Source organism: Alkanindiges illinoisensis (genome assembly GCF_004377485.1).
Lineage (GTDB): Bacteria > Pseudomonadota > Gammaproteobacteria > Pseudomonadales > Moraxellaceae > Alkanindiges > Alkanindiges illinoisensis_A.
In genome coordinates, this window is the sequence record NZ_SNTY01000025.1 from 100,656 (window position 1) to 124,159 (window position 23,504).

The 23,504-nt window shown below is 45.6% G+C and carries 19 protein-coding genes; 4 read left to right on the forward strand and 15 right to left on the reverse strand.

Translation table 11 applies throughout. From position 1 onward, the window contains the following. Positions 1 to 168 precede the first annotated feature (168 nt). The 7 genes from ftsA to gshB all read right to left on the reverse strand — a co-directional run bounded on the left by ftsA (position 169) and on the right by gshB (position 8,361). Entirely contained in the window at positions 169 to 1,437 is a 1,269-nt protein-coding gene (gene ftsA, locus E2B99_RS07520; protein ID WP_134244296.1) for a cell division protein FtsA, read from the reverse strand. 45 nt (positions 1,438 to 1,482) lie between these two features. Beyond that, positions 1,483 to 2,349: a cell division protein FtsQ/DivIB gene (locus E2B99_RS07525; protein WP_134244297.1), complete on the reverse strand. Its 867-nt coding sequence runs from the start codon at positions 2,347 to 2,349 to the stop codon at positions 1,483 to 1,485. A gap of 7 nt (positions 2,350 to 2,356) precedes the next feature. After that, on the reverse strand, positions 2,357 to 3,322 hold the full coding sequence (locus tag E2B99_RS07530) for a D-alanine--D-alanine ligase (RefSeq protein ID WP_134244416.1): 966 nt from the start codon (positions 3,320 to 3,322) through the stop codon (positions 2,357 to 2,359). A 241-nt stretch (positions 3,323 to 3,563) separates the two neighbouring features. Beyond that, positions 3,564 to 5,021, reverse strand: a complete 1,458-nt coding sequence (murC, locus tag E2B99_RS07535; RefSeq protein ID WP_134244298.1) for a UDP-N-acetylmuramate--L-alanine ligase — start codon at positions 5,019 to 5,021, stop codon at positions 3,564 to 3,566. 30 nt (positions 5,022 to 5,051) lie between these two features. Continuing rightward, positions 5,052 to 6,152, reverse strand: a complete 1,101-nt coding sequence (gene murG, locus E2B99_RS07540) for an undecaprenyldiphospho-muramoylpentapeptide beta-N-acetylglucosaminyltransferase (RefSeq protein ID WP_134244299.1) — start codon at positions 6,150 to 6,152, stop codon at positions 5,052 to 5,054. Positions 6,153 to 6,301: 149 nt separating this feature from the next. Further along, on the reverse strand, positions 6,302 to 7,408 hold the full coding sequence (locus E2B99_RS07545) for a phytanoyl-CoA dioxygenase family protein (protein WP_205669648.1): 1,107 nt from the start codon (positions 7,406 to 7,408) through the stop codon (positions 6,302 to 6,304). Continuing rightward, positions 7,408 to 8,361 (reverse strand): glutathione synthase, encoded by a 954-nt coding sequence (gene gshB, locus E2B99_RS07550; RefSeq protein WP_134244300.1) that lies wholly within the window; start codon positions 8,359 to 8,361, stop codon positions 7,408 to 7,410. Before gshB ends, E2B99_RS07545 begins: the two co-directional genes overlap by 1 nt. Positions 8,362 to 8,579: 218 nt before the next feature. On the opposite strand from gshB, the gene E2B99_RS07555 reads away from it, so the two are divergent. Further along, positions 8,580 to 9,011 carry a hypothetical protein gene (locus tag E2B99_RS07555; protein ID WP_134244301.1) on the forward strand — a complete coding sequence of 144 codons (432 nt, stop codon included), beginning with the start codon at positions 8,580 to 8,582 and terminating at the stop codon, positions 9,009 to 9,011. A gap of 99 nt (positions 9,012 to 9,110) precedes the next feature. Here E2B99_RS07555 and pyrE read toward each other — a convergent pair whose 3' ends face one another. Further along, positions 9,111 to 9,761, reverse strand: a complete 651-nt coding sequence (gene pyrE, locus E2B99_RS07560) for an orotate phosphoribosyltransferase (RefSeq protein ID WP_134244302.1) — start codon at positions 9,759 to 9,761, stop codon at positions 9,111 to 9,113. 69 nt (positions 9,762 to 9,830) lie between these two features. On the opposite strand from pyrE, the gene E2B99_RS07565 reads away from it, so the two are divergent. The 3 genes from E2B99_RS07565 to E2B99_RS07575 all read left to right on the forward strand — a co-directional run bounded on the left by E2B99_RS07565 (position 9,831) and on the right by E2B99_RS07575 (position 11,690). Next, positions 9,831 to 10,661, forward strand: coding sequence for an exodeoxyribonuclease III (locus tag E2B99_RS07565; RefSeq protein WP_134244303.1), 831 nt, complete (start codon positions 9,831 to 9,833; stop codon positions 10,659 to 10,661). A gap of 356 nt (positions 10,662 to 11,017) precedes the next feature. After that, the gene (locus E2B99_RS07570) at positions 11,018 to 11,236 is read left to right on the forward strand and encodes a hypothetical protein (protein ID WP_134244304.1); all 219 of its coding nucleotides are present in this window, start codon (positions 11,018 to 11,020) and stop codon (positions 11,234 to 11,236) included. A 103-nt stretch (positions 11,237 to 11,339) separates the two neighbouring features. After that, a complete protein-coding gene (locus tag E2B99_RS07575) occupies positions 11,340 to 11,690 on the forward strand; it encodes an arsenate reductase (RefSeq protein WP_134244305.1) in 351 nt (116 codons plus the stop codon). A gap of 35 nt (positions 11,691 to 11,725) precedes the next feature. On the opposite strand, the gene E2B99_RS07580 is transcribed toward E2B99_RS07575, so the two are convergent. From E2B99_RS07580 to lptF, 7 genes are all read right to left on the reverse strand, one after another. Continuing rightward, complete coding sequence (locus tag E2B99_RS07580) at positions 11,726 to 12,712, reverse strand: DUF2628 domain-containing protein (RefSeq protein WP_134244306.1); 987 nt, start codon at positions 12,710 to 12,712, stop codon at positions 11,726 to 11,728. Between the two features lie 748 nt (positions 12,713 to 13,460). Continuing rightward, positions 13,461 to 14,270 (reverse strand): hypothetical protein, encoded by an 810-nt coding sequence (locus E2B99_RS07585; protein ID WP_134244307.1) that lies wholly within the window; start codon positions 14,268 to 14,270, stop codon positions 13,461 to 13,463. A 4-nt stretch (positions 14,271 to 14,274) separates the two neighbouring features. Continuing rightward, positions 14,275 to 16,713, reverse strand: a complete 2,439-nt coding sequence (locus E2B99_RS07590; protein WP_134244308.1) for a peptidoglycan DD-metalloendopeptidase family protein — start codon at positions 16,711 to 16,713, stop codon at positions 14,275 to 14,277. Then, a complete protein-coding gene (locus tag E2B99_RS07595; RefSeq protein ID WP_134244309.1) occupies positions 16,706 to 20,026 on the reverse strand; it encodes a type VI secretion system Vgr family protein in 3,321 nt (1,106 codons plus the stop codon). The genes E2B99_RS07590 and E2B99_RS07595 overlap by 8 nt, the downstream gene beginning before the upstream one ends. A 248-nt stretch (positions 20,027 to 20,274) precedes the next feature. Further along, positions 20,275 to 21,171, reverse strand: a complete 897-nt coding sequence (locus E2B99_RS07600) for an alpha/beta fold hydrolase (RefSeq protein WP_134244310.1) — start codon at positions 21,169 to 21,171, stop codon at positions 20,275 to 20,277. Positions 21,172 to 21,228: 57 nt separating this feature from the next. Further along, complete coding sequence (gene lptG / locus E2B99_RS07605) at positions 21,229 to 22,302, reverse strand: LPS export ABC transporter permease LptG (protein ID WP_134244311.1); 1,074 nt, start codon at positions 22,300 to 22,302, stop codon at positions 21,229 to 21,231. Then, the gene (gene lptF, locus E2B99_RS07610; protein ID WP_134244312.1) at positions 22,299 to 23,402 is read right to left on the reverse strand and encodes an LPS export ABC transporter permease LptF; all 1,104 of its coding nucleotides are present in this window, start codon (positions 23,400 to 23,402) and stop codon (positions 22,299 to 22,301) included. The genes lptG and lptF overlap by 4 nt, the downstream gene beginning before the upstream one ends. Positions 23,403 to 23,504 lie beyond the last annotated feature (102 nt).

Genomic DNA, 23,504 nt, shown 5'->3' on the forward strand with positions numbered 1-23,504 from the left:
AGTTAAGTAAAAAACGTTAGATAAAAGAAAGCTTAGTAAATAAATTAGCATGCGTTGCCCCATGCTCACTGTCAAGTGAAAACGGATATTCAACAACAAACTCACAGCATAATTTAAACGCTTACTGCGGGATTAATCACTTAAAACCGCAGTCATTCCATTGGTGCACTAAACCAGCTGACGCAGCTTTTCAAGCATATTCTGTACCGGCTGTACCACATATTGCCTCAACCAGCCGTCACTGGCTTGTTCTTCCGCTCCCACTTCGGTGACACGTTGTTGCTCATTCTGGCTGTACATCAGCAGACCGCTGGCCGTGGCATAAATGGAACGGCGCAGCAGGGGACGTTTTTCCTCGCTGATATCAACTGCAAGCGGCGGGTTACCCAGATGCGCAGAAACACCTAGCACGCGGCGTGCCAGCGCAACTGCGCCTTCAATCTGGCAGGCATCTCCCGTAAGCACTACCCCATGACGCAGCACATTAATGGCGCCACTTTGTTCCAGCTGCTGGCGCACTTCCTCAAAAATTTCTTCGTAGCGCGCCACAATGATATCGGCCAGCTCAATCCGGCTGATGATCATGCCCGGTGCAATGCCAATCCCAGGAATCTGAATCATTTGATCCGGCTTAATGGCAGTTAAGTCCACACAGCCATAGCGGATTTTCAGGTTTTCAGCCTGTTCGGTTGAGGTTTGCAACACAGAAGCAATATCACGGGTCACATGCTCGCCACCCTTTTGCAGGGTGTAGCTTAGAATCAGGCGATTTTCCAGATACACGGCAACATTGGTGGTACCGGCCCCAATATCCACCATGCACACACCATATTCTTTTTCATCTTTAAGCAGCACTGCTTCACTGGTGGCCAGCGTTGAAATAATCGTGCGCTCCACACCAATTCCGGCGCTTTTTAAGGCCTTATCCAGATTTTGCATGGTATTGATGGGCAGCATCATCAGATGATAATGGCCAGTAATAAAATTGCCCGACATATTAATGGGATGATCCACCCATTCCGGCTGGTCATCAATGGCAACGCCCAGCGGCACTGCATTGGTCAGATAATGATCCGGCATCAAATGGCTGCTTTTGGCCATTTCCAGGGTACGGACAATTTCAGTGGTGGTAATGGTCTGGTTCATCACCGGCGTGCGGCCAGAGGCATTAAAGCTTTTTAGCTCGGCACTGGGAATCGCCACCCACGCGGTATGAATGCGGCAATCAGCCATGTCTTCCGCTTGGGATACGGCATCTTTGATAGCGGCCACCACTTTATCCAGATTACGGATAATACCTTTGCTCATGCCCCGGTTGGGCGCATGCGCCATCCCAATCACTTCAATCTGGTCAGGTGCATGAATCCGGCCAATCAGCACCGATACCTTGTGTGTTCCAATATCTATGGCAACAACAGATGGAACCGCTTCATTCATGACATTTACCATGCGTTATATGTTCAAGTCTCATCAATCTTCCACTCATTGATTGACCACAGGTTGAGCGAGAGGAGTAACCGCTGGCAGTTGTGGTTCAATCACAAACTTGCCTTCTACAATTTTTGGCGGTTGTGTATTTTTCCACTGTAAGGCAAGGCCGTTACGGTAGCGCAAATCAACAGCCACAATATTGGGCCATTGGGTCTTTAATTCCATTAAACCCAGCTGGCTTAGGCGGTGCAGCTTGGTTAGGGTCTGGTCCTGATCAACAATAACCCGCATGCCGGTATTAAACTGCATAAACCAGGTCATGCGGTCGGTCAGGTGCAATTCCTTGAGCTGCATGCCTAAAGGGGCAAACCACTGGTTGATTTGCCGGTATTGCTGCATGAGCTGTACCGAATGGCTGGCCGGCCCGTGTAATAGCGGCAGATCACGGCGATCTACATAACGGGCTTCTATAAAGATATGGCCACTGTCACTCAGCAAGCGACCACTGCCCCAGCGTGCAATCGGATGCCGTGGCGTGGCGCGCACCACCATGCCATTGGGCCAGTGCCGGGTGACGACTACCCGGTCTACCCAGGGCAGGGTTAAGGCCGCATCACGTAAGCGTTCCAGATCAGTGGTGAAAAAGCCTTCCTTCACCAACGGCTGCAATTTGTTTTGTAGTAATTGCTGCTGGAGCGGATTCAGCTCACCCACCACCCTGACTGTTGCAGCAGGCGCATGGCGCATGGTGTTGAGCATGGACCAAAACCCTACGCCGCATAGAATCACGGCAAGAATTACCAGCAACCAGCTACCCCACCAGGAAGCGCGTTCCCAGCGGCCTGCACGATTGGCACTGCTGCTGATCCCCTGCACGGAGGAGGCTTTACGGCGCATGGAAATGGGAAGCTGTGCCATAATGACCTTAACCCGCGCTTGACATCGGCTGGGTTTGAACGTGTGTTTGAGCCTGTGCTGGAGAAAGGGTTTGCTGCAAAATTAGCTGACAAAGTTCGGCAAAACTGTGTCCGACGGCCTTGGCAGCCATGGGCACCAGTGAGTGATCCGTCATGCCAGGTACGGTATTGACTTCCAGCAACCAGAAATTGCCCTGCTCATCCTGCATGGCATCAATTCGGCCCCAGCCGGTAGCACCCACTGCATTAAAGGCCCGTAAGGCCAGTGCCTGTAATTGTTGCTCAGCCTCATTACTTAAACCGCAGGGAATGCCATATTGGGTGTCATTACGCTGGTATTTGGCTTCATAATCATAAAAAGCGGCATCACTGGGTGGTTGCAGGCGAATCACCGGCAAAGCCTGACCGTTTAGAATTACCACGGTAAATTCACGGCCGGTAATCCAGCGCTCTGCCATCACTACAGCATCATGTACCGCAGCCTGTTCATAGGCCGGCTGGAGTTGCTCAAGGGTTTCCACCTTGCTCATGCCAATACTGGAGCCTTCATGCACAGGCTTGATAATCAGCGGTAAACCCAGTTCATGTACCACCTGAGCAAAATCAGTATTCTGGTCCAGCAGGCGATAAGGTGCCGTCGGCATGCCGCAGCCTTGCCACAACTGCTTGGTTTTGGCTTTATCCATGCCCAGCGCCGAGGCCAGCACGCCACTGCCGGTATAAGGCAGGTTTAGCCATTCCAGCAGACCCTGAATCTGGCCATCTTCACCACCACGGCCATGCAGCACAATAAAGGCACGGTCATAGGCAGTAATTTCGGTGATGGAACGTACCGCCGGATCAAACGCTTCTGCATCGATACCCTGTTCCAGCAAGGCCTGCAAGACGGCCTGACCACTATTTAAGGAAACCTCACGTTCGGCTGAGTTACCCCCAAACAATACTGCAACTTTGCCAAAATCCGTGCTTTGTATGTGTGACACGCTATACGTCCATCGTTTAAAACATTCTTTTACGATAACCCGGCATCAATAGCGGGCTAGTCGCACCAAAAAAGGCTCAATCTAGCATGAGCACTCCTTTGCAGCAGTCCGTCATGTTAGACAAATCTGCGCAAATGACCAAATTTGTTTTTGGCCTGCCCTGCCTGAAAATAGTGCCCGGCTCTGCTTGCCATACTGATGGCAAAAACCACTTAATATGACCGTTTAATGACTATTTTGCCTTTAAATACAAGCCTTGCTGGGCCAGCTCTAGCGAAATGGCACCCACATTGCCAGCACCTTGCGTTAGCAGCAGGTCATTTGCTTTTAACACATTTTGTAACACTACAGGTAACTGGCTTTCAACTGGATCAACCAGAATCGGCTCTACCTGACCGCGCAGGCGCAAACTGCGAGCCAGACTACGGCTGTCAGCACCAACAATCGGCTTTTCACCTGCTGGATAAACTTCCAGCAATAGCAGCACATCCACCTGCGACAGCACCTCAACAAAGTCTTCAAAACAATCGCGGGTACGGGTGAAACGATGCGGCTGAAACAACATCACCAGACGGCGATCCGGGTGACTTTGACGCGCGGCTTTAATGGTGGCTTCCACTTCCTTGGGATGATGGCCGTAATCATCCACCAGCTTGATATTGCCATTGTCCTGCGCAAATTCGCCCTGAATCTGGAAGCGGCGGCCCACGCCGGAAAAGCCTTCCAGTGCACGGCTGATGGCCGCATCGGATACGCCTTCATCGGTAGCAACACCAATAGCCGCCAGTGCATTCAAGACATTATGCAAGCCGGGCTGATTAATGGTGAGGCGCAGTGGCTCGCGATCCTTGCGTAGTACGGTGAAATGCGTTTGCATACCCGACTGCTCGACATCTACGGCACGGATGTCATTTTCCTCGCCAAAGCCATAAGTGAGCACGGGACGGCCAATGCGCGGCAACAGCTCGCGAATCACGGCATCATCACCACACACCACCGCCAGCCCATAAAACGGCAGGTTATGTAAAAACTGAATAAAAGTATCTTTGAGTTTTTCAAAGCTACCACCATAAGTTTCCATGTGGTCAGCATCAATATTGGTAACAATCGCTGCCATGGGCTGCAAATATAAAAATGACGCATCACTTTCATCAGCTTCGGCCACCAGATAACGGCTGGCTCCTAGTGCCGCATTTACCCCACTACGGTTGAGCAAACCACCAATCACATAAGTCGGATCAAGGTTTTCCTCGGCCAGCATACAGGTCAGCAGGCTGGTGGTGGTGGTTTTGCCATGGGTGCCTGCCACTGCAATGCCATGGCGATAACGCATCAGTTCGCCCAGCATTTCAGCACGGCGCACCACCGGAATGCGCTGGCTGATGGCTTGCCGGATTTCCGGGTTTTCACGGTCAATGGCTGTGGACACCACCAGCACATCGGCGCCTTCAATATTGCTGGCCTGATGACCAAAATGCACCGTGATGCCCTGCTCATTTAAGCGTTCAGTGGTCTTACTGGGCTTTAGGTCTGAACCAGAAATCTCATAACCCTGATTTTTAAGAACTTCTGCAATGCCACACATGCCAGCGCCGCCAATACCCACAAAATGAATATGCCGGATGCGACGCATTTCCGGAATCTTGATCAGTTGTTTGGCCTGAGCTGATGAAATATTGGATGGCGTCATAATGAACTCAAATTTGGGCGTAATACAAAATTAATGCGATAATGACAACAGCAGCTCACTCACCTGATGAGTGGCTTGCGGATGCGCCTGCTGTCGGGCTTTTTCAGCCATGGCCTGCAAGGTAGCGCGTTTCATGATAGGTTGCAGTGCTGCCTGAAGCGATTGCGGCGTCAGGCTGGCTTGCGGGCACAGTAATGCCGCACCGCAATCGACCAGATAGCGGGCATTGGCGGTTTGATGGTCGTCTACCGCACTGGGCAATGGGACAAATACCGCTGCAACCCCTGCGGTTGCAATTTCAGTCACTGTTAAGGCACCGGCACGGCAAATAATCAGGTCAGCACGCGCATAGGCATTGGCCATGTCTTCCACAAAAGGCATTACCTGCACATTAAGCTGGCTACTGGCCAAATCAGCATAGCGCTGCTGGGTGGCCTCTAGCTGCTGCTGGCCACACTGATGCATCACATTCAAAGGCATATTTAGGCCAGCTAACGCGGCAGGAATTCGTTCATTTAAAGCCTGGGCGCCCAGCGAACCGCCAACCACCAGAATATTTAACGGTAAATTGCCGCGCTCCGTATAGCGAATTTGCGGTTCTGGCACACTGGCAATATCGGCACGTACCGGATTGCCGGTGGTTTTGACTTTTTGAGATTCAGCAAAAGTATTGGGAAAAGCCTGTAATACCAGCGTGGACAGGCGAGCCAACTGGGTATTGGTAAAGCCGGCAATTGCATTTTGCTCATGGATCACCAGCGGCAAGCCCAGCAAGCGCGCAGCCAGTCCACCGGGGCCAGCCACATAACCCCCAAAACCAATCACGGCATCAACATTGAGCTGGCGCATCAGGCGCATGGCCGCTAGTGTTGCCGCCATAATTTTAAACGGTGCAATAATCAAACGCTTGAGGCCATTGCCACGCAAACCTTGAATATCTATCGGATGCAATGGAATATTCTTGGCACCGACCAGACGGTGTTCCATACCAGAGCGGGTGGCCAGCCAGTGAATTTCTATGCCTTGCGCACGCAGATGTTCAGCCACGGCCAGCGCAGGAAATACATGCCCCCCTGTGCCCGCTGCCATGATCATGACGGTCTTAATTTGTTTTACCTGCCCCTGAACCACAAACCACCTGTGCTTATGCTTTTACACATTTATCCGTATTGCCTGCTGAATGCATATCCGTATGCCAATTAGGCGCTTATTCTAGCCGGATTTCAGGTCAAGCTTAAACAGGCCAGCGCTCAATTTGCCGGTATTTTTGTACGACAATCCTATTTTTTGATAAAACGTGGCGGATCACCGGCGCGCAATCGGCCCACAGACCGCCACGGGTTTTTGCGCCACTGGCGTTTTTCCAGTTCATCTAGTGCCCACCAGTACAGCGGAATGATTTTATCCTTTAAAAACGGCAATGCTAAAGGGTCAAAACCAGTCCACGGCAAGAATGGATTACGCCTTGCATAAGCCCACACTTCAATCCGGGTCGATGGTCTTACACTTTTACCGCGTGCATGAAAACCAAAGGTATCTGCCACTACTAGTGTATTTTTTTTGACGGCAAATGCCTTGGGTTTTGGTAGGCCCAATTGTTCAAGTTCCGCCTCACTGATCCGGAATGAACCGCGCGCGCTCATCCGGTCTGCCGTTGCGGCATGAATTGAACGCTGCTTTTCCCAGTCAAGGCGTGCTGGTGTTAATTGATGCGAACCAGGCACATACACAAATGGCCCCTCGTCCTCAGCCACATCAGTTAAAAACAGCCAGGCCTTGATGCTGGAATGGAAGGTATCGGCATGCAAATTGGTTTGCGGGTCAGGATTGGCTTCCCGCACGTGCGACAGGATACTTTGGATATACCACATGGGTTGCACCTGAAATGAACCCACATAATTCAGCAGCGCTTGCAATTTTGGTTGTGCAATCAGTTGCTGTGCACTTGGCAACTGCGGCAGGCTGTAATAATCCAGCGGAATTCGCCGCGTTACCGTATTGCCCTGCAAGGTTTCACGGGCTGGCAATTCTGTGCACAGCAGTTCCTGTTCTAACTGTGCAAAGTCATCAGCAGGCAGGAAATCTTCTTTAAGGATAAAGCCATGCTGGTTAAAAAAGCGGGCATCCTCAGCTGTTAAAGACTTGCTTAAGCGGGCACGACGGCGAGCTGCTAGTTGTCCCGCCAGCTTCACCCGCCACAAATGCAAGCCTGCCTGATTAAAGACTGAATTACCCAGTACCGGATTATCCACAAACGATTTAGCACCGGTTGCCAAGGCCAGTGTCCAGAGTGGTACCTTTAGCCAGCCTTCAGGTTGCTGCAAAATCGTCTGGTATTCTTTAAGCAAGGGTTTAAGCCCTATCTGCTTAAGCAGCTTCATTTGCATTAACGACGCCCTTGTTCCAGCACGGCAAACAAATCATCGGCAATGGAGGTGCCAAATTGTGCATCAATTTCACGCACACAGGTGGGGCTGGTGACATTAATTTCAGTGACGTACTCGCCAATCACATCCAGCCCGACAAACACCAGACCTTTTTCCCGTAAAGTCAGGCCAATCTTGGCAGCAATCGCTTTGTCTTTATCCGTTAATGGACGCGCTTCGCCACGACCACCTGCGGCCAGATTACCCCGAGTTTCACCAGCCTGCGGGATACGCGCTAGACAATATGGCACTGGCTCGCCGTTAATCATTAAAATACGCTTGTCGCCATCCACAATTTCAGGAATATAGCGCTGCGCCATAATCGGCTGTGTGCCCAAAAGGGTCAGCATTTCCAGTGTTGAACCGACGTTAGGGCTGCCGACGGTCAGACGGAAAATCCCGGTGCCACCCATGCCATCCAGCGGCTTGACAATAATATCCTGATGCTGTGCCAAAAACTCACGGATCAGGCTTTGCTGCGAGGTCACTAATGTGGGCACCTGTAGCTCACTAAACTGGGTGGCAAACAGCTTTTCATTACAGTCACGCAGGGATTGCGGCTTATTGATAATCCACGCGCCTTCGCGTTCGGCCTGTTCCAGAATATAGGTGGTATAGATAAAGCGCAGGTCAAATGGTGGATCCTTGCGCATCAGGATCACATCGTAGCTGGCCAGTGATTCGCGCTGTTTTTCACCCAGTTCAAAATACTGGCCATTACGCGATGCGTAATCTTCAAACACGTCCAGTGCTGCAATGTTGCCAAAGGCTTTACCCTGATCAATAAACAGGTCATCCTGCAATGCATATCCAATCGTATGGCCACGGCGCTTGGCCGCCCACAGCATGGCAATGGTGGTGTCTTTTTTGAGGCTAATATTTTCGATGGGGTCCATCACAACCAGAACGCGCATTGTTTTTTATCGCTAATTTTTAAAGATACGGAAGTATAGCGAAGCTGATGAAATTTTTGGTTTAAAATTGTCTATACGTATAAAGCGAGATATAACCGAATATTCTAAATAATCTTACTAGTACATTTGTCTTTAATAAAACTGATATCAAAAGCTAATCATTGAAAATAAATAAAAATTTGTATATCTTAATTTTTTAGAAAACTAAGCATGTACGTATGGAAAAAACAGAATACCAAGAAGAAAAGCATGCTCAATCTATTTATTCCAGCAAAAGACGAATCCAACGTCATGTTTTAAATTTAGAGCAATACCTTGCAAAAGCCATTTATAATTTTTCTCAAACTAGTGGGAACACTGATTTGCTGCAAAGTATTTTAGCTTTTTTAAGTAGCTGGAAATTTTCTAAAGTAGGTTTTGGTAAATCTGCTTTTTGGTGTGATGCGATTTATTTTGATACCGTTCAGATTGAAAACAACAAAAACTTTGTTTTTAAAGGTCATGCATGGATAGGGTTAGTAAGCAATGTAGACAAGGAATGGAAAGTAGCTGTTTCTGGTCATTTTACCATTAATGCAAGTGGGAAAAGATTAAAGCGTTATACCTTAAAGTTTTATGATAACGATCAGTTAATTGTGCTTTCCAAATAAATAACGCTCTTTCTAATTGAATATTTTTATCTCTCAACTTAGCAGCACCTATAAAAAAATCCTGTCATTTAACAGGATTTCAATAAGGCAGAAAGCTCATTACACGCCATACTTTTCGCGATAATCCTGCATTTTGGCCAGATCATCACTGCGGTTATTTTTCTTCAGGTAATCCATTAAGTCCTGCATGGTAATCAAGGCGTGCACTGGAATATTGAGCTGCTTTTCCACTTCCTGAATGGCCGATAACTCCCCTTGTCCCTTTTCCTGACGATCCAGTGCTACCAGTACACCGGCAATGGTTGCCCCGGCAGCTTGCAGAATATCTACCACTTCACGAATGGCCGTGCCCGCCGTAATCACATCATCAATAATCCACACGCGCTGGCCTTTTACATCCGCGCCTACCAGCATGCCGCCTTCACCATGATCCTTGGCTTCCTTACGGTTAAAGCCCCACGGTACATTCACGCCATGCTGCTGCCAAAGTGCCGATGCGGTTGCAGCCACAAACGGAATCCCCTTGTATGCCGGGCCAAAAATCACGCTCACGCCTTCGCAGTTCATCAGCTTGTCGGCATAACCACTGGCCAGCAGCGACAATGCTTCGCCATCATTGAGCAAACCAGCATTAAAAAAATAAGGGCTGATTCGACCAGATTTTAAAGTAAACTCACCAAACTTGAGCACACCACGCTTTAATGCCAGTTCGATCAATGCTTGAGGACTAAAAGGCTGAACAGATGACATGGCAGGCTCCTGTTTATTCAATTGGTTATTTAACAACGAAAGTTAAGGTATACAAGGTAATCAGCGCGCATGATAGCAAAGGATTTAAACACTGGGGCAAAAATGCTTCGGGTGGTGTCAATTAATGTAAATGGTTTACGTTCGGCTACGGCCAAGGGTTTTTTTCAATGGCTGGAAAATTCAGGTGCCGACATTGTTTGCATGCAGGAGACCCGCTTGCAACCGCATCAGTGGCTGGAAGAACATAAACCTGCGGGCTGGCACATGCACTTGTGCCATGCTGAAAAACCCGGCTATTCAGGCACCGCCATTTATAGCCGCCATCCGTTTAGCAGTATTAATAATGGCTTGGGCTTTGACATTTGTGATACCCAAGGCCGGTTTACGGCTGCGGAGTTTTATATCTCTGATGGGCCAGACAGCGAAGGCAAAACCTTTGTAGTGGCATCGCTATATCTGCCTTCTGGTTCCAGCGGTGATGAAGCACAGGCACGCAAGGATTTATTTTTACAGGAAATGCTAGTTCACTTTAGACAATGGCGCGAACAAGGCAAGTCCATTATTGTCTGTGGTGATTACAATATCGTGCATAAAGAAATTGATATCAAGAACTGGAAAGGCAACCAGAAAAATTCCGGCGTCTTGCCGCATGAACGCGCTTGGCTGGACACCTTGTATGACGAATTAGGCTATGTGGATGCCTTCCGGGTTCATCGTCCAGATACGCAGGAATATTCGTGGTGGTCAAACCGGGGGCAGGCTTGGGCTAACAATGTCGGTTGGCGCATTGACTATCATGTCGTATCCCCCGACTGGCGTAACCGGGTGGCCAATGCCTTTATTTACCGGGACGAACGCTTTAGTGATCATGCGCCAGTTGTGATTGATTATGTGCTTTAAGTAAGTTTTCTATGGTCATTTGTTTTGTGACTGTGTTCACGCTTTGTAAGTCTAAGCGTACATAACATGACGTTAATTTACTATTTTCAAACAAACGATAAAAGCGCATTATGCTCTTACGGCACAGGGAAGTCGGTCAGGATGACCAGAAAGGAAGGACTGCCGTAGGATGGAAAGGTTTTGTAGTGTAGGACATTACAATTCTGTATGGAAGCAAAGACAGGACGTTGACTTGAGACCCGCGCTATCAGGATGATATTGGCGCGGGTTTTCTCCATTTTGCCTGAATGTGCTTTTGCCTGTTTCAGTTTTTATTATCCTTTTCTATGGCCACATAACAAATTAGTAAAGCCGCTATGTTTCCCAATAAATCTTACCGCATACTCTATAGCTTATTAACAGTGTTATTACTGGTCTGTGTCGGCACGTTTACCTATCTGGGCTTTTTTAATAATAAACAAAATTCAAGCGTCATTTATGAATATGATCTGGGTAAAGAAGCCTGCTATATTCTAGGCCCCAACCAGCAGGAAAAATATGTGTCCTGTAGCATGGTTAAACTATCCAGAAATTAATCCTTAAATTTTAAAATCTTAAATCATTGTTCAGGCTTACATTCATTGGATTTGTACAAGCACAATTGACTATGATGTGCTGCCAGCTTACTGAGAATAGGTCATGTTAACGATTTATGGTATTAAAAATTGCAGCACCATGAAAAAAGCCTTTGCGCAGCTAGATGCTCAGCAGCTAGCCTATGAATTTCATGATTATAAAAAACACGGCATTGATTTAAAAACACTTGAACATTGGGCCAGCCGTGTCGGCCTTGATGCTTTACTTAATAAGAAAGGCACCACTTGGCGCAAGTTTAGCCCAGAGCAACAGGCTGATATTTTATCCAGCCCACATCACACGCTCCAGGCTTTACAGGATAACCCCAGCATGATCAAACGGCCTGTGCTGGTTAGCAATGAGCAAATTCTGGTGGGTTTTGATCCAGCCAGTTACGCGACATTAGCAGGTTAAAGCCAAGCGTTAAATCCGCTACTTTTAGTCGCTCATTACTGACATTGCTGTGGCAAATTAACTTTAGCAATATATTGCCCGCTACAGCCCCAGACAATGGTATCACCTACTTGCACAACCGGCTTAAAGACAAGTGCACTTTCCCGGGAACCTGAGCCTGTTAACACCACATTAATCTGGCCGGTTTGATCATCAATCTCAACAGCCTTTACGGCTTGCGGCAAGGTTTGAGTCAAGTCTGTGTCTTGCATACTGGATGGAAACTGATGATGGCGCTGGTAATAATGATCTACCGCACTGGTGGCTTTTTGACCTAATGCTGCAGCTTGCGTGGTTTTGGCGCGCATTGCATAATTGTGATAAGCCGGAATCATAATGGCTGCCAATACACCAATCATCACCACAAAAGAAATAAAAACAATAATAATGATAAACAGATTACTGGTGCCGCCCCGGGTACTTAATATGCCGTATAAACGATGTGGATGGCTGGTATGCTGCTTAGCGTTGGCAATGACCTGCCGGCAGTGGTTATAGTACAACGCATCAGCATATAGCGGCGGTACAAACCACAAGCCTACCATGAGTGCCAGATATAACAGCCCGGCAATTGGTGCACCGACACCTCCTATCATTCCGGCAGCAATACCAACAATGATTAAGGCCACATAGGGTAATATAAAATAGAGCACGGCATTACGCCACATCTTGCGATACAGCATCCAGTAAAACGTAACAAAAAAGGCAGGCCAGTGCCAGCTTGGTCTCCCCTGGCCTTCCCGATCAAATTCTAGAAATTTTTTTAAATAATAATCCTGATTACTGCCAATCACTGCCTGATACTGCTCTTTTCTAGACAACGATTTATAGCATGTATCAGACTGCATCAATGAGGAGGTAGGCATAGATGGCTGTACAATTGCAGGCTCATCATCAATAAGAAAATGCTTTAATTCACTGCCACAACCCACACAATAGCGCGCCACCAGATTATTCTGGGCACGGCATTCACTGCAAAACATGAGTTATCCCCCAACTCAATTTTTTGTGTTGTATCGACTGCGTCTATTAGTTAATACGTTATGGATGCATGTCGATTATTTTGAGACTAGATTAGTCAAAAAATGGGCAAATGAAAAGGTAAATTCAGATGAAAATAAACACAAATAAAATTCAGAGTGCTCGTTATAGCTGCAATTGTAATTTCTAGCCTTTAGCCAGTTTACTTATTCCAATTTAAGTCACTTTTTCCATACTCTTTATTAAATAAGATAGTCTGTATATTTCTAGATATAGAATTTAGCTTACTATCATGGATCTTATATAATCCACCTATCTCTTAAGAGAAAATATTTGCTGAAAACTTTAATATAATAATTAAAGAAAAATATTTTTCATAATAGCGAAAGATTATTGATATGTTACTTGCAATTTCTATAGCTCTCTTCTATTCAATACTGGCAGAGAGCTTCAATCTGACTTTTTGTTTGAATGCATCGGTTGTTTAATACAAAGCGATTACTTATATATTCAACTTAATTGAACATAGTGCAATAATTAAATTCCTCACATCCAATAGCCTATGAGTAGTTTAATCTACGCTTTTCACGATAGTGAACAACGTCGGCTATAACTCAACCGTTTTAACAACTTCTATAATACCTTTGAACCTTATAAGAGCTTAAATAACTGGCTTTCCTATAAAGTCCACAAATCCTACTTCTCCATCAATGTGTAAATAATCCGGCTAATTACTATGGTTAAGCTTATCTATTTTTTCTTTAAGAAATAATATTCCAAACCATAAAGGTCATCAGTTGAGATAATCTTTTTAGAGTCTTTTCTTTTTTCAATATAGTTTTTGATGATGAATGGCTTATTTTGGGCAGGAATTAGAGTAAATGAATGCTGAACAGGTGATTTTTCATATACCACACGTCCAGTCGTGGTAAAGTCTTCAGGGGCATTTTGGATTTCAAACACAATACTGTAAGCATTCTTAGCTTTATCATATTTGACAGAGTCTAGTTTGCTAAATTTTAGTGAAATATCACTTATACTTTCTAATGTAGTATTTAAATATAAAAATATTGGTTCATACACCCCTATATTTTTCTTATTAATGATATAAACCTTACTTGAAAATTCTTTCGAATTATTATTAGAAACTGGATTCTGATATCTTTCAAGAGTAAATATAGAAATATTGGCATCATTATAGATGATACTAGTTCCAATGGCTCTTGCATCTGGAATAGTAAATGGCATTTTATATCTGATGCCGTTAAGAATATAAAATATATCGTAATTTAAAAAATAATAATCTTTCCCCTTTAAAGGATTATTATTATGTAAACTGGGACTCAGCAGTATTGAAATGTCCTTATCAGGAAGATTAAGGGTCTTCTGTTTTAGATCGGTATTTTTATCATTACCACAGCATATTAAATAGCCATGAGCATTTCTATAGCCTGCATTTATATATGCAGGGCGTCCTGTATTATCAACGATATTGAACTCGCCATGGGTGAGGGTGGGTATTGTTAATGCGCATATCATTAATAAATTACATTTAATCATGGTCTTACCTTGGTAATTTAACGCCCTTTTCAACAGTTACACAGTTATCAAGCCAAGGAAACGGGTCCAATCGATAGTCGAGTCCTGTTTGTCCCATTGATTTTAGTATTTCAGTACGCACTTCAAAATGCAGGTGCGCCCCCTCTTCTATTTTTATCATACTGCCCGCATTACCTGTATTGCCGGTTTTCCCAAGAACTATATTTACTTGATTTATATATTCATCTTTATGGACATTAATAGAACTTAAATGTGCATATACAAAGTAGACTTCTTGTAGATTCTTGGCTAGTACTCTTTTAGCCGCAGGTAAATCATTGACATTGCATTTTAAAATAACAGTTTTTCCATAGCCCGGATAGTTGGTCAACACTGTGACAATGGTGCCCACACAAACCGGATAAACATCAGTGCCGTAGTCAGCCTCAAGATCAACTCCCTGATGTACTCCGCTCGCCCTGTAGGTAGTGCGGTTGAATCGTGAGGCAACTGCAGTGGCTTGTTGTAAATGTTTGGCGTTGTACTCTGCCGCATTGGCTTTTAGCGGTAATGAGCGATAGCCAAAGCGCCTGACTTGACAGGTGCCATTTAACGGATTACGCCAGCCGTTAAAGCTTAGGCCTGATTCTTTATCGGTGTCTTTGGCATCTTTAGCGTCTTGGGCTTGCGTTGACTGATTGTGTTTTGCTTTGGCTGCTGGAAAATCAACATTAAATTCCTGTTTGTTCTGGGTTGCCGTGATTGAGGTTAACACGCGCCCATCAAAAACAATATCAAGCTGGTCACTCTGTTTAACCTGTAACACTTCATGACCACTGGCATTGGTAGTATGGGGTTTTAGACCATATTTGGATTTAACAAAATACTGAACATTGGGTTGTATTTTATGATTGACGCTGGAAATAATAATAATGCTGATGTTATCGGTGGGTGACGCTGGACTGGCTGTTTTTTTATCAAAGTCTTTACTAGGCTTAACCAGCGGTTTACCCCCCAAAAAGACAATAATTTCTTCCATGGTGCGGGCATCTTTAAACTTTTTTCCATCAGTGGGACTTAAGGTAAAGCGGTTGACGTTAATTTTTGCGTCAGTGTATTCAGTGCATAACCACCAGCGATAAGCATCTCGTCCATTACTAAATCTCTGCTTATATTTTATTAGTGTGGCGCAGTCTTCATCATCTTTTGAACACACTTGCCCTTGCAATTTAGACCACGACTCTACATTTTTTGCCTCAACTATTTTCTTAAAACCATTTAACCCCTCATGGTGCGCAACATAGCCTACCTTTGCTAGATCAGCAGGCTCTAAGCTGGCAATTTGACTGTATATTTCTTTGATGGCATCAATATTGGCTCTGGCATAAGCTGCAGCGGAGTCTACAGAAAATGTGGGGTTGGTTCCCAGGGCTTTGAGCTTAGCTTTATCTGCTGATGAAATTAATTCAATTTTCATGTCCTGTTTAAAATTGGAAATTAATTTTTGTTTGACCACATGCTGTTGCAGTAGAGTGTTACTAAAAGTTTCTTTGGTGCATATTTCGTACCAGGTGCCGCTCAAAAATTGGGTTAACCCTACCGCAGATGAAGTAGACGCACGAGCCTCTGCATTCCACTCTTGGCTTCCTTTCTTTCTTCCAGCCTCTGCATTAATTTTTGCTGCTAAGGCTTGAGGAGCCATATTGTATTTTTTTGCAGCTTCAATGATGATTTTTCGATATTTTTCATTATCGGGATGCAAATACAGGTTTGCTTCTGAATAAACTACCGCAACACTAACTGCTGGCAGTCCACTTTCTATTCTCGTTTCAGATGCTCCCGATGCTCCCGATGCTCCCGATGCTCCCGATGCTCCCGATGCTCCCGATGCTCCCGATGCTCCCGATGCTCCCGATGCTCCCGATGCTCCCGATGTAGTTTGGTTTTTCTTAGCCTTAACTTTCAACTCATTTTCGATTGCTTTTGTATCTGTTCTAGGTACACCTTCGGCTTGATAAGTCTTACCTTTTAAGATCATTGCACGAGAACTTAGTTTTAAAACTTTTTCCCCCATTGGTAATATTTTATGATGAGCAATAACTTCATATTTATTTCTGATCGTATATAAACTTATTTTTACACCTTTCAAGGCATCTTCAATTTGAATATCTTTTACCACTCCAGCATTATTAGTCATTATTAATTGTGCTTTTCCATCATATTCGACTAATAATTTAGCTTTGGAAATTGGCTCCCACTTTAAATCATAAATTTTAATTATTAAAACTGTATCTGGATTTTTATTGCTATTTTTTTGCAGATATATTTTCTGTCCAATTTGTAATAAGTTTTTCTTTTTACCATAGAGATCATTTATTTTAACCAACTCATTAATAGTAACATGATATTTATTCGAGATACCCCACAAAGTATCTCCTTTTTTTACTATATGCATATTACTCATGCTCACTTCCTTCTTCAATATCAAATGGATTATGGTGTTCACCTAAATCTATTTCTTCTTCTAATTCATCTTCTTTTTCTTCTTCAAACCATGAAACCCATTCATCAAAACCAACTAATGCCTTATATTCAATATTTTTCTCATCATTTTCTAATTTAAAAAATGATTTATCAATTTTTGAATCTATTTTGAAACTATAATTTTCATTTAACTTTTCATAAACTTGTATCACTGCGTTTTCTATTTTATTACCTTCTAATGACACAAAATGAAATGCTTTAGTAAACGGCCCACTACCAGGCAATTCAGGCACTTCATATGAAATCTTCGCTCCACCCTCAAACACATGCTGCCCGGCTTTACATTCAAACTTGCCACCTGTTTTTATAAAAACGCCGCTACCATTAATAATAAGCTGCGAACCACCAGCCGTGAGTACAATTTCCTTGGGACTAGTCAGCTCTATTTTTTCTTCGGTAGAAATAAGTTTAATCACTTTGCGGGCAATGGCTTCTAGCGCATCATCCTGTGCTTGCAGTTCAACTTTGCCTTTGGCAGCGAACGCTTTGATGCCTTTCTGGGCAGCAAAAAGGCTGATTTTATCCTGGGCATGACTGATGATATTTTTCTGGGCACTGAGATTAATTGAGCCATTGGCACTGCTGGAAATATCCTCAGATGCCTGCAAGATGATATTTTCAGGGGTGGTCAAGGCAATGCCATTGGGTGAGGCCAACAGCATCAATGCCTGTCTGAAAATTTTACCCTGTTCCTGCTGACTGGCATCTGCACTTTGTTCCAGCTTTTGGGTATGGCTTTCCATAAAATTCTGAAGCTGACCAAGTGCTTTGGTTGGGGTGATATCATTACTGCCACCGCCAAAGCTGCCGCAGACATTAATAAAATCTTCTGAATTGACATCAATATCCCTTAAAACAGCGCCAACCTCTTTAAGGGTTTGTAAGGGATTAGTTTTGATATTTTGCTTTAAGCTGGCTAGCCGTGCGCTAATGCTTTCTGTGCCATGATTTTCAAGGGTTTCAATAAAGCTTTTGAGGTTTTCAACGGCTTCTGCGGCATTATTAAAATACTGGTTAAATTCGTCGACAATACCACTCACATTATCCTGAATGGCACCAATATCGTTAATAAAGCCGCCGCAATCTTTGAGCGCCATTAAAGGGTCATTGTTTAAGCCATTTTTAAATAAATTCAGGGTGGTGTTTAAAGCATGGTTGCTGCTTTTAAGTTCCAGTGATTCAATAAAACGTGGCAGGCGCTGAATGACATCCAGTGCATCAGCTTGCTGTTTTAAGGCAATTTCACTAAGCATTTTCATGCTTTCATGGCCTTGTGCCAGTAAAGACTGCGCTTCTGCTGCGGCCAGATGATCAGCAATGGCCTGCTCCTGCGCATAGGTGGAGATCAGCATGCCCTTGCCTGCCCGTACTGCACCCCAGGCATCGGTTCTTAATTCAAAGCCTTCGCCCCGGCCTGCACTGGTTTCAGATTCCTTCGGATGGCTTAAATTGCCCAGATTCAGCTGACTGGCGCCATGACTGCTATGCAACTGGGCACTAATTTGCCCAGTAGTATCGTCAAACCGCAACTGGTTAAAGCCACTACCGCCCACTTCCTGTGAGCGAATGCCACTTAAACGCTTGGTATCGGGCAACTGGCCTTTAACATCAAATCGGGTGGGATGGCGCTGTGCTTCATGGATACGGCCAGTAACGAAAGGCCGGTCAATATTGCCATCAAAGAAATCCACCACCACCATTTCACCAATACGCGGCAGAAACCGCGCGCCATAGCCTTCGCCAGCCCACGGGGTTAACACATCAACCCAGGCAGAATCCTGATCGCTATTGCTACTGCCTGCGCCGCCACTGTGCTGATGGTCTTCCATGCGGGTAAACAGGAACTGAACTTTGATACGGCCCCATGCATCCACATGAATAGTTTCAGATTCCGGGCCAACCACCCGGGCGCGTTGTGGGTAGGCTGCCGGGCGGTGCTGTAACGGGTTGTACTCGGGTTTGACAGCAATACTACGGCGGATCAGGGTCAGCTGATTGCCCTGCCGTTCACCTTCCTGCTTTCCAGGGTATTGCCAGTGATTGTGCAGCAGTAGCGAGGTGATTTGCTGTTTAAGATCCTTGGGTAAATTATTCTGGTTATAAAACTGTCTTGCCGTAATTAAAAATTCCCGCTCACTGTCTGGATGCCCATCAATTTCAGGATGACGGTTTAGCGTAAACCAGTAACCTGTTTGACTATCACGTACACTACTCAATGCAGTAAATTGCTTGGCCTGGCTGTCATGTTGCTCACGCAGGTTGCGGTTGAGCTTTTCCAGTTGGGCATTACCTGACGGGGTGGCACCATCTTCACCCTTCAAATCCTGTACCCAGGCTGGACTAATCGCCCAGGCCTGTTCCAGACTCAAGCTGGCGCTAGCCTGATTTTCACTATGCTGATGCGGACTGACAACACTGCCACCGCCTGTTTCTGTTTCCAGATGCTGTGCCTGCCAGTGTTGTACCTGTACTGTGTTGGGTTGTAACGTACGTATCGCAGTCAGGTGGGTAATATGATCATACTGTTCCGTGGCACTGCTCTGGTGATAATCGATGGCATGACGCTGTAAGGCAGAATAATGCCGATTGTCATCAATCAGGCGCAGGCGTTGTGGTTCTATCACACTGGCATCACTGGACAAATAGCTGGTTTCATCAATTAGCCAGTTAATGCCTTCACTGCGCCATAGCCGGGTTAGAAAGTCATAATCCGATTCATTGGACTGCATGACAAAGGGCCGGGTATCATAATTTTGACTTAATCCCTGCACATCAAGCGTCAGGCTGGCAGCAAATAGTGGGCTTTTGGCTTGCCACTCAGCACATAAAATCTGACTAATCTCGACCACACTTTTGTTCATGAACACCCGGCTATTGCGGCGTTTGTGCCAAAGACTGGTCGCGTCTTGCAGGGTGAGCTTATAAGGCGTTAATGCGCCATCACTATCGCCAGCGCTAACCCCGGTAATAATGCCCGAGGTACGGTGCCACAATCCGGTATCCGTTAATTGCGCGACCACGACCTGACTGCCAATAAATTGTTTTAAGGCAATATAAGGGTTATGTGAAAGGCATAAGAGTTCAGCATTTAAGCCTTCATTGATCACATGACGGCCTTCTATACGCTGCAAAAATACCTGTGGATTGAGTCCAGCATTGGAAAATTGGATTCGAAGCGCACGATGCTGCGGATCTAAAGTCCACTGAACCAGTGCATTAAATAGGCTCATCATTGAAATTATTATGGTGCTTTGTAAAATTTTGCGAATTCTAATAGACCACTCGGTCTATGTATTGTAGCTTTTTGTATTCGCTTTTTATTTTACTAAATTTATATAGGTTATCATTTGTTTTCTATAATATTTTTTATTAATTTTAAGTTAATCTAAATAAAACATTCTTATTTATCGTTTGCTGGTTTTTTACCACAATCTTGCAAAGTTAACGTGATGCATTTGCCTCTTTTTACTATAAATGCGGTTTAGTTTAAGAAGCGTCCTAACTCACGAATAAACTTGATGGGTTCATCTAATAACGGGGTATGGCCGGATTTTTGAAACTCCACCACATGGGCTGGCTGCATTTTGTCGCTAACTACACGCTGACCACAGGCATGGTACAAAGGTGACTGCATCCCAATCATTACAGTAGTTGGAATTTGCCAGCGCCCCAGAATTTCACGGTAGTCGTGTTGCCCAGCCATATAAGCATTCAAATACAAACGAATATCTTCCAGCCTTGATAGCGCAATAACATGCGGCATCAGTACAGGCAATTGTGCAGACAGATTAAACAGATACTTGATGAGCGACTTGCCCAGCATGGTTTCAAAAATTTCACCCAGCACAGCCACTGCCTGACGCCGGGTAGCGTAGGGCAACTGGTGTAATAACAAATGGTTTTCAAACGGGGCAATAATATCCAGCATGTGCTGAAACTGACTAAACAATTGCGCTTGCTGCGTACCAAATAATCCATAATTCCAGTCTGGCCGATTTCTCACACAAGGTGACTGGTCAATGTGCAAATAACGGCGTACCCGTGCAAACTCCGGGCTATGCTGCAAATGCAGTGCCGTACTGGCGCCTAGCGAATAACCCACCAAATAAAAGTCTTTTAAGTCAAAGTGATGGATAACATTCAGCACGTCCTGCGCATGGTTTTCAAACACATCCGGTTGATTCAGGCGCAGTGCCTTTGACTTGCCAAAACCGCGAAAATCCGGCATGTAAAATTTAAAATGCCGGATAAAAGGCAAAATGAAGGGTAGCCACTGGCTGCTTTTCATCCCCAGTCCATGCAGCATCAATACTGGCTGGCCCTGCCCAACCACACGCACATACAATGGTTGCTGGTCACGCGTCATGACTGTTGGCATAATCCTGCTCCTGCTGGGATATGAGTAAGTGGCAGCGGCTTTTTGATCGGTTAAGGACTATTTGGCACGGTTGAGCAGGTAAGCACCCAGACCAAAACAAATCACAATCGGCAGCAATACAAACCATGCCGGGGACGGGGAATACACCAAACTGGCATAGCTTAAAAAGTCTTGCAAATAGCGAAAGCCCAAACCAATAAACAAGGCTATTACTAACCGAAAACCGATAGACTGCTGGCGTAGCGGGCCGAATATAAATGAGCAGGCAATCACTACCAGCGAAATCAGCGCAAAAGGCGCGGCAATTTTTTGCCATAGCGCGAGCACATAGGGTTTTGGCACTTGCGCGCTGGTCGACAGATAGCGCATGTACTCAATCAGCTGGGTCGGTGCCAGATCTTCCGGTGCGACTGTAACGGTCTGGACAAAGCGCGGTTGCAAACCCAGTGGCAGGTTTAGATGATCGTTATGAATCGGTTTGGCACTGCCATCCGGCCGAATCTGGATTTGATTTACGCTTTCCAGTTGCCACTGCTGGTTTTGCATAAATTCACCCGTTTGGGCAGTCAGCGTTTGCGTAATACGGTATTTTTCGTTCAGGTCAATCACTTCAACCTGCTTAAGCTGGCCCATTGAATTGGCATAGTTCACATAGATATAGCGATTGCCTTCACGCGTCCAGTAGCCATGTACCTCGCCAATTTTGACTAATTGGCCGCCCTGCTTCTGGATAGCACGTGCCTGTTCGTTGGTGTAGGGCAAAATCCATTGGCTTAAGGCAAATGAGACAATCACTAGCACTAAGGCAGGCCATAGCACCCAGCTTACAATACGCCACAGGCTAATCCCTATTGAGCGCATAACAATCAGTTCACTACTGGACGCTAAGGACCCTAAACCAATAACTGCGCCCATTAGCCCGGCAATGGGCAGGATGTCATATAAAAACTTGGGAGCCTGCCATAAAATATAAGTAAACGCATTTAAGGCACTGTAACCTTCCTTCAGTTCACCCAACTCGGCAATATAGGAAAACAGCATTTGCAATAGCAGTAGCAATAGAGCCGCGCCCAGCATAGCCAGACCAGACGTTTTAATCACATGCCGTGCTAACAGCAGAATTGATGTCATGACTGGGCGGCCTCCTTAATGCGTTTGGCAGCCTGCGGTGACAAACGCTGCCGCCGTGACAGAAGCAAACCTACCACCAGATAAATAACCAGTACCAGCGGATAACCCCACAGACCAAGCTTGTCTTTGGATATGCGAGTTTTAACGGCCATTAATGCCACAATCAGGCTGGCAAAAATCATCACAGCAGGAAACAATCGATAATAACGACCCTGCCGTGGATTGACCTGCGACAAGGGAAGCGCCAGAATCAGTGCCAGTGCCATCACCCACGGTGCACTCAAGCGCCAGCCGAATTCACTACGAATGACCGGTTCATTCAGTCGCTTGGCTAGCGCCGTCATACTCATGGCTTCTACCCGCTGGGTACCCAGCTCAGGATCGCTTGCGTGCTCAATACGTAAACGGTAAGTGGCAAATTCAGCATGGGTATATTCGGGTTTGCCAGGATAAATTTCATAACGACGGCCACGAATCAGGTCGACAACGCTGGCACGATTCGTTGGATCAACCACACGGGTTGCCCGTTCAGCCATGATCAGCATGTCCGGTTTATTCGGTTGCTCACTGCGTTCGTAAAAGAAAATATCCTGTAAATCGCGCCGGTCTTCCGACAGGGAACCCGCATAAATGGTGTAGCGTCCACTGGACACAAACTCACGCGGCCTTACCAGATCAAAACCACTACGTACTGCCTGTGTTGCCGTCACCTGATCAAACTTGCGATTACCCCATGGTGTAAGCTGAATAACCAGTGCAGCTTCAGCAATAATCAGCAGCAATGTCATAGGAATCAATAAAATACCCAAACTATCGCGGCTCACACCGCTGCTGTTAAGCACAGCCATTTCATGGTCAACATACAGGCGGCCAAACACCAGCATCAAGCCTACAAAAAAGCCCAGCGGTAATATGAGGGTTAAAAATTCGGGTAAGCGAAAGGCAATAATAGTAAACAGTACACTGGCATCCAGACGTCCCTGCGCCGCCACACCAAAATACTTGATCAGGCGACCACCCAGCATAATCAGCGTGAGCAAGCCAACCACAACAGCACTGGTGCTAAGAACCTGACGAACCAAATAACGACGAATGATCAAAAGGGCTATCCACAGTAAACCCAAAAGGGTGATGACAAAGGGCTATTACAAAATGCCAAGTTTAAGTACTTATACCTTAAAAAAATAGTACGTGGCGTATCA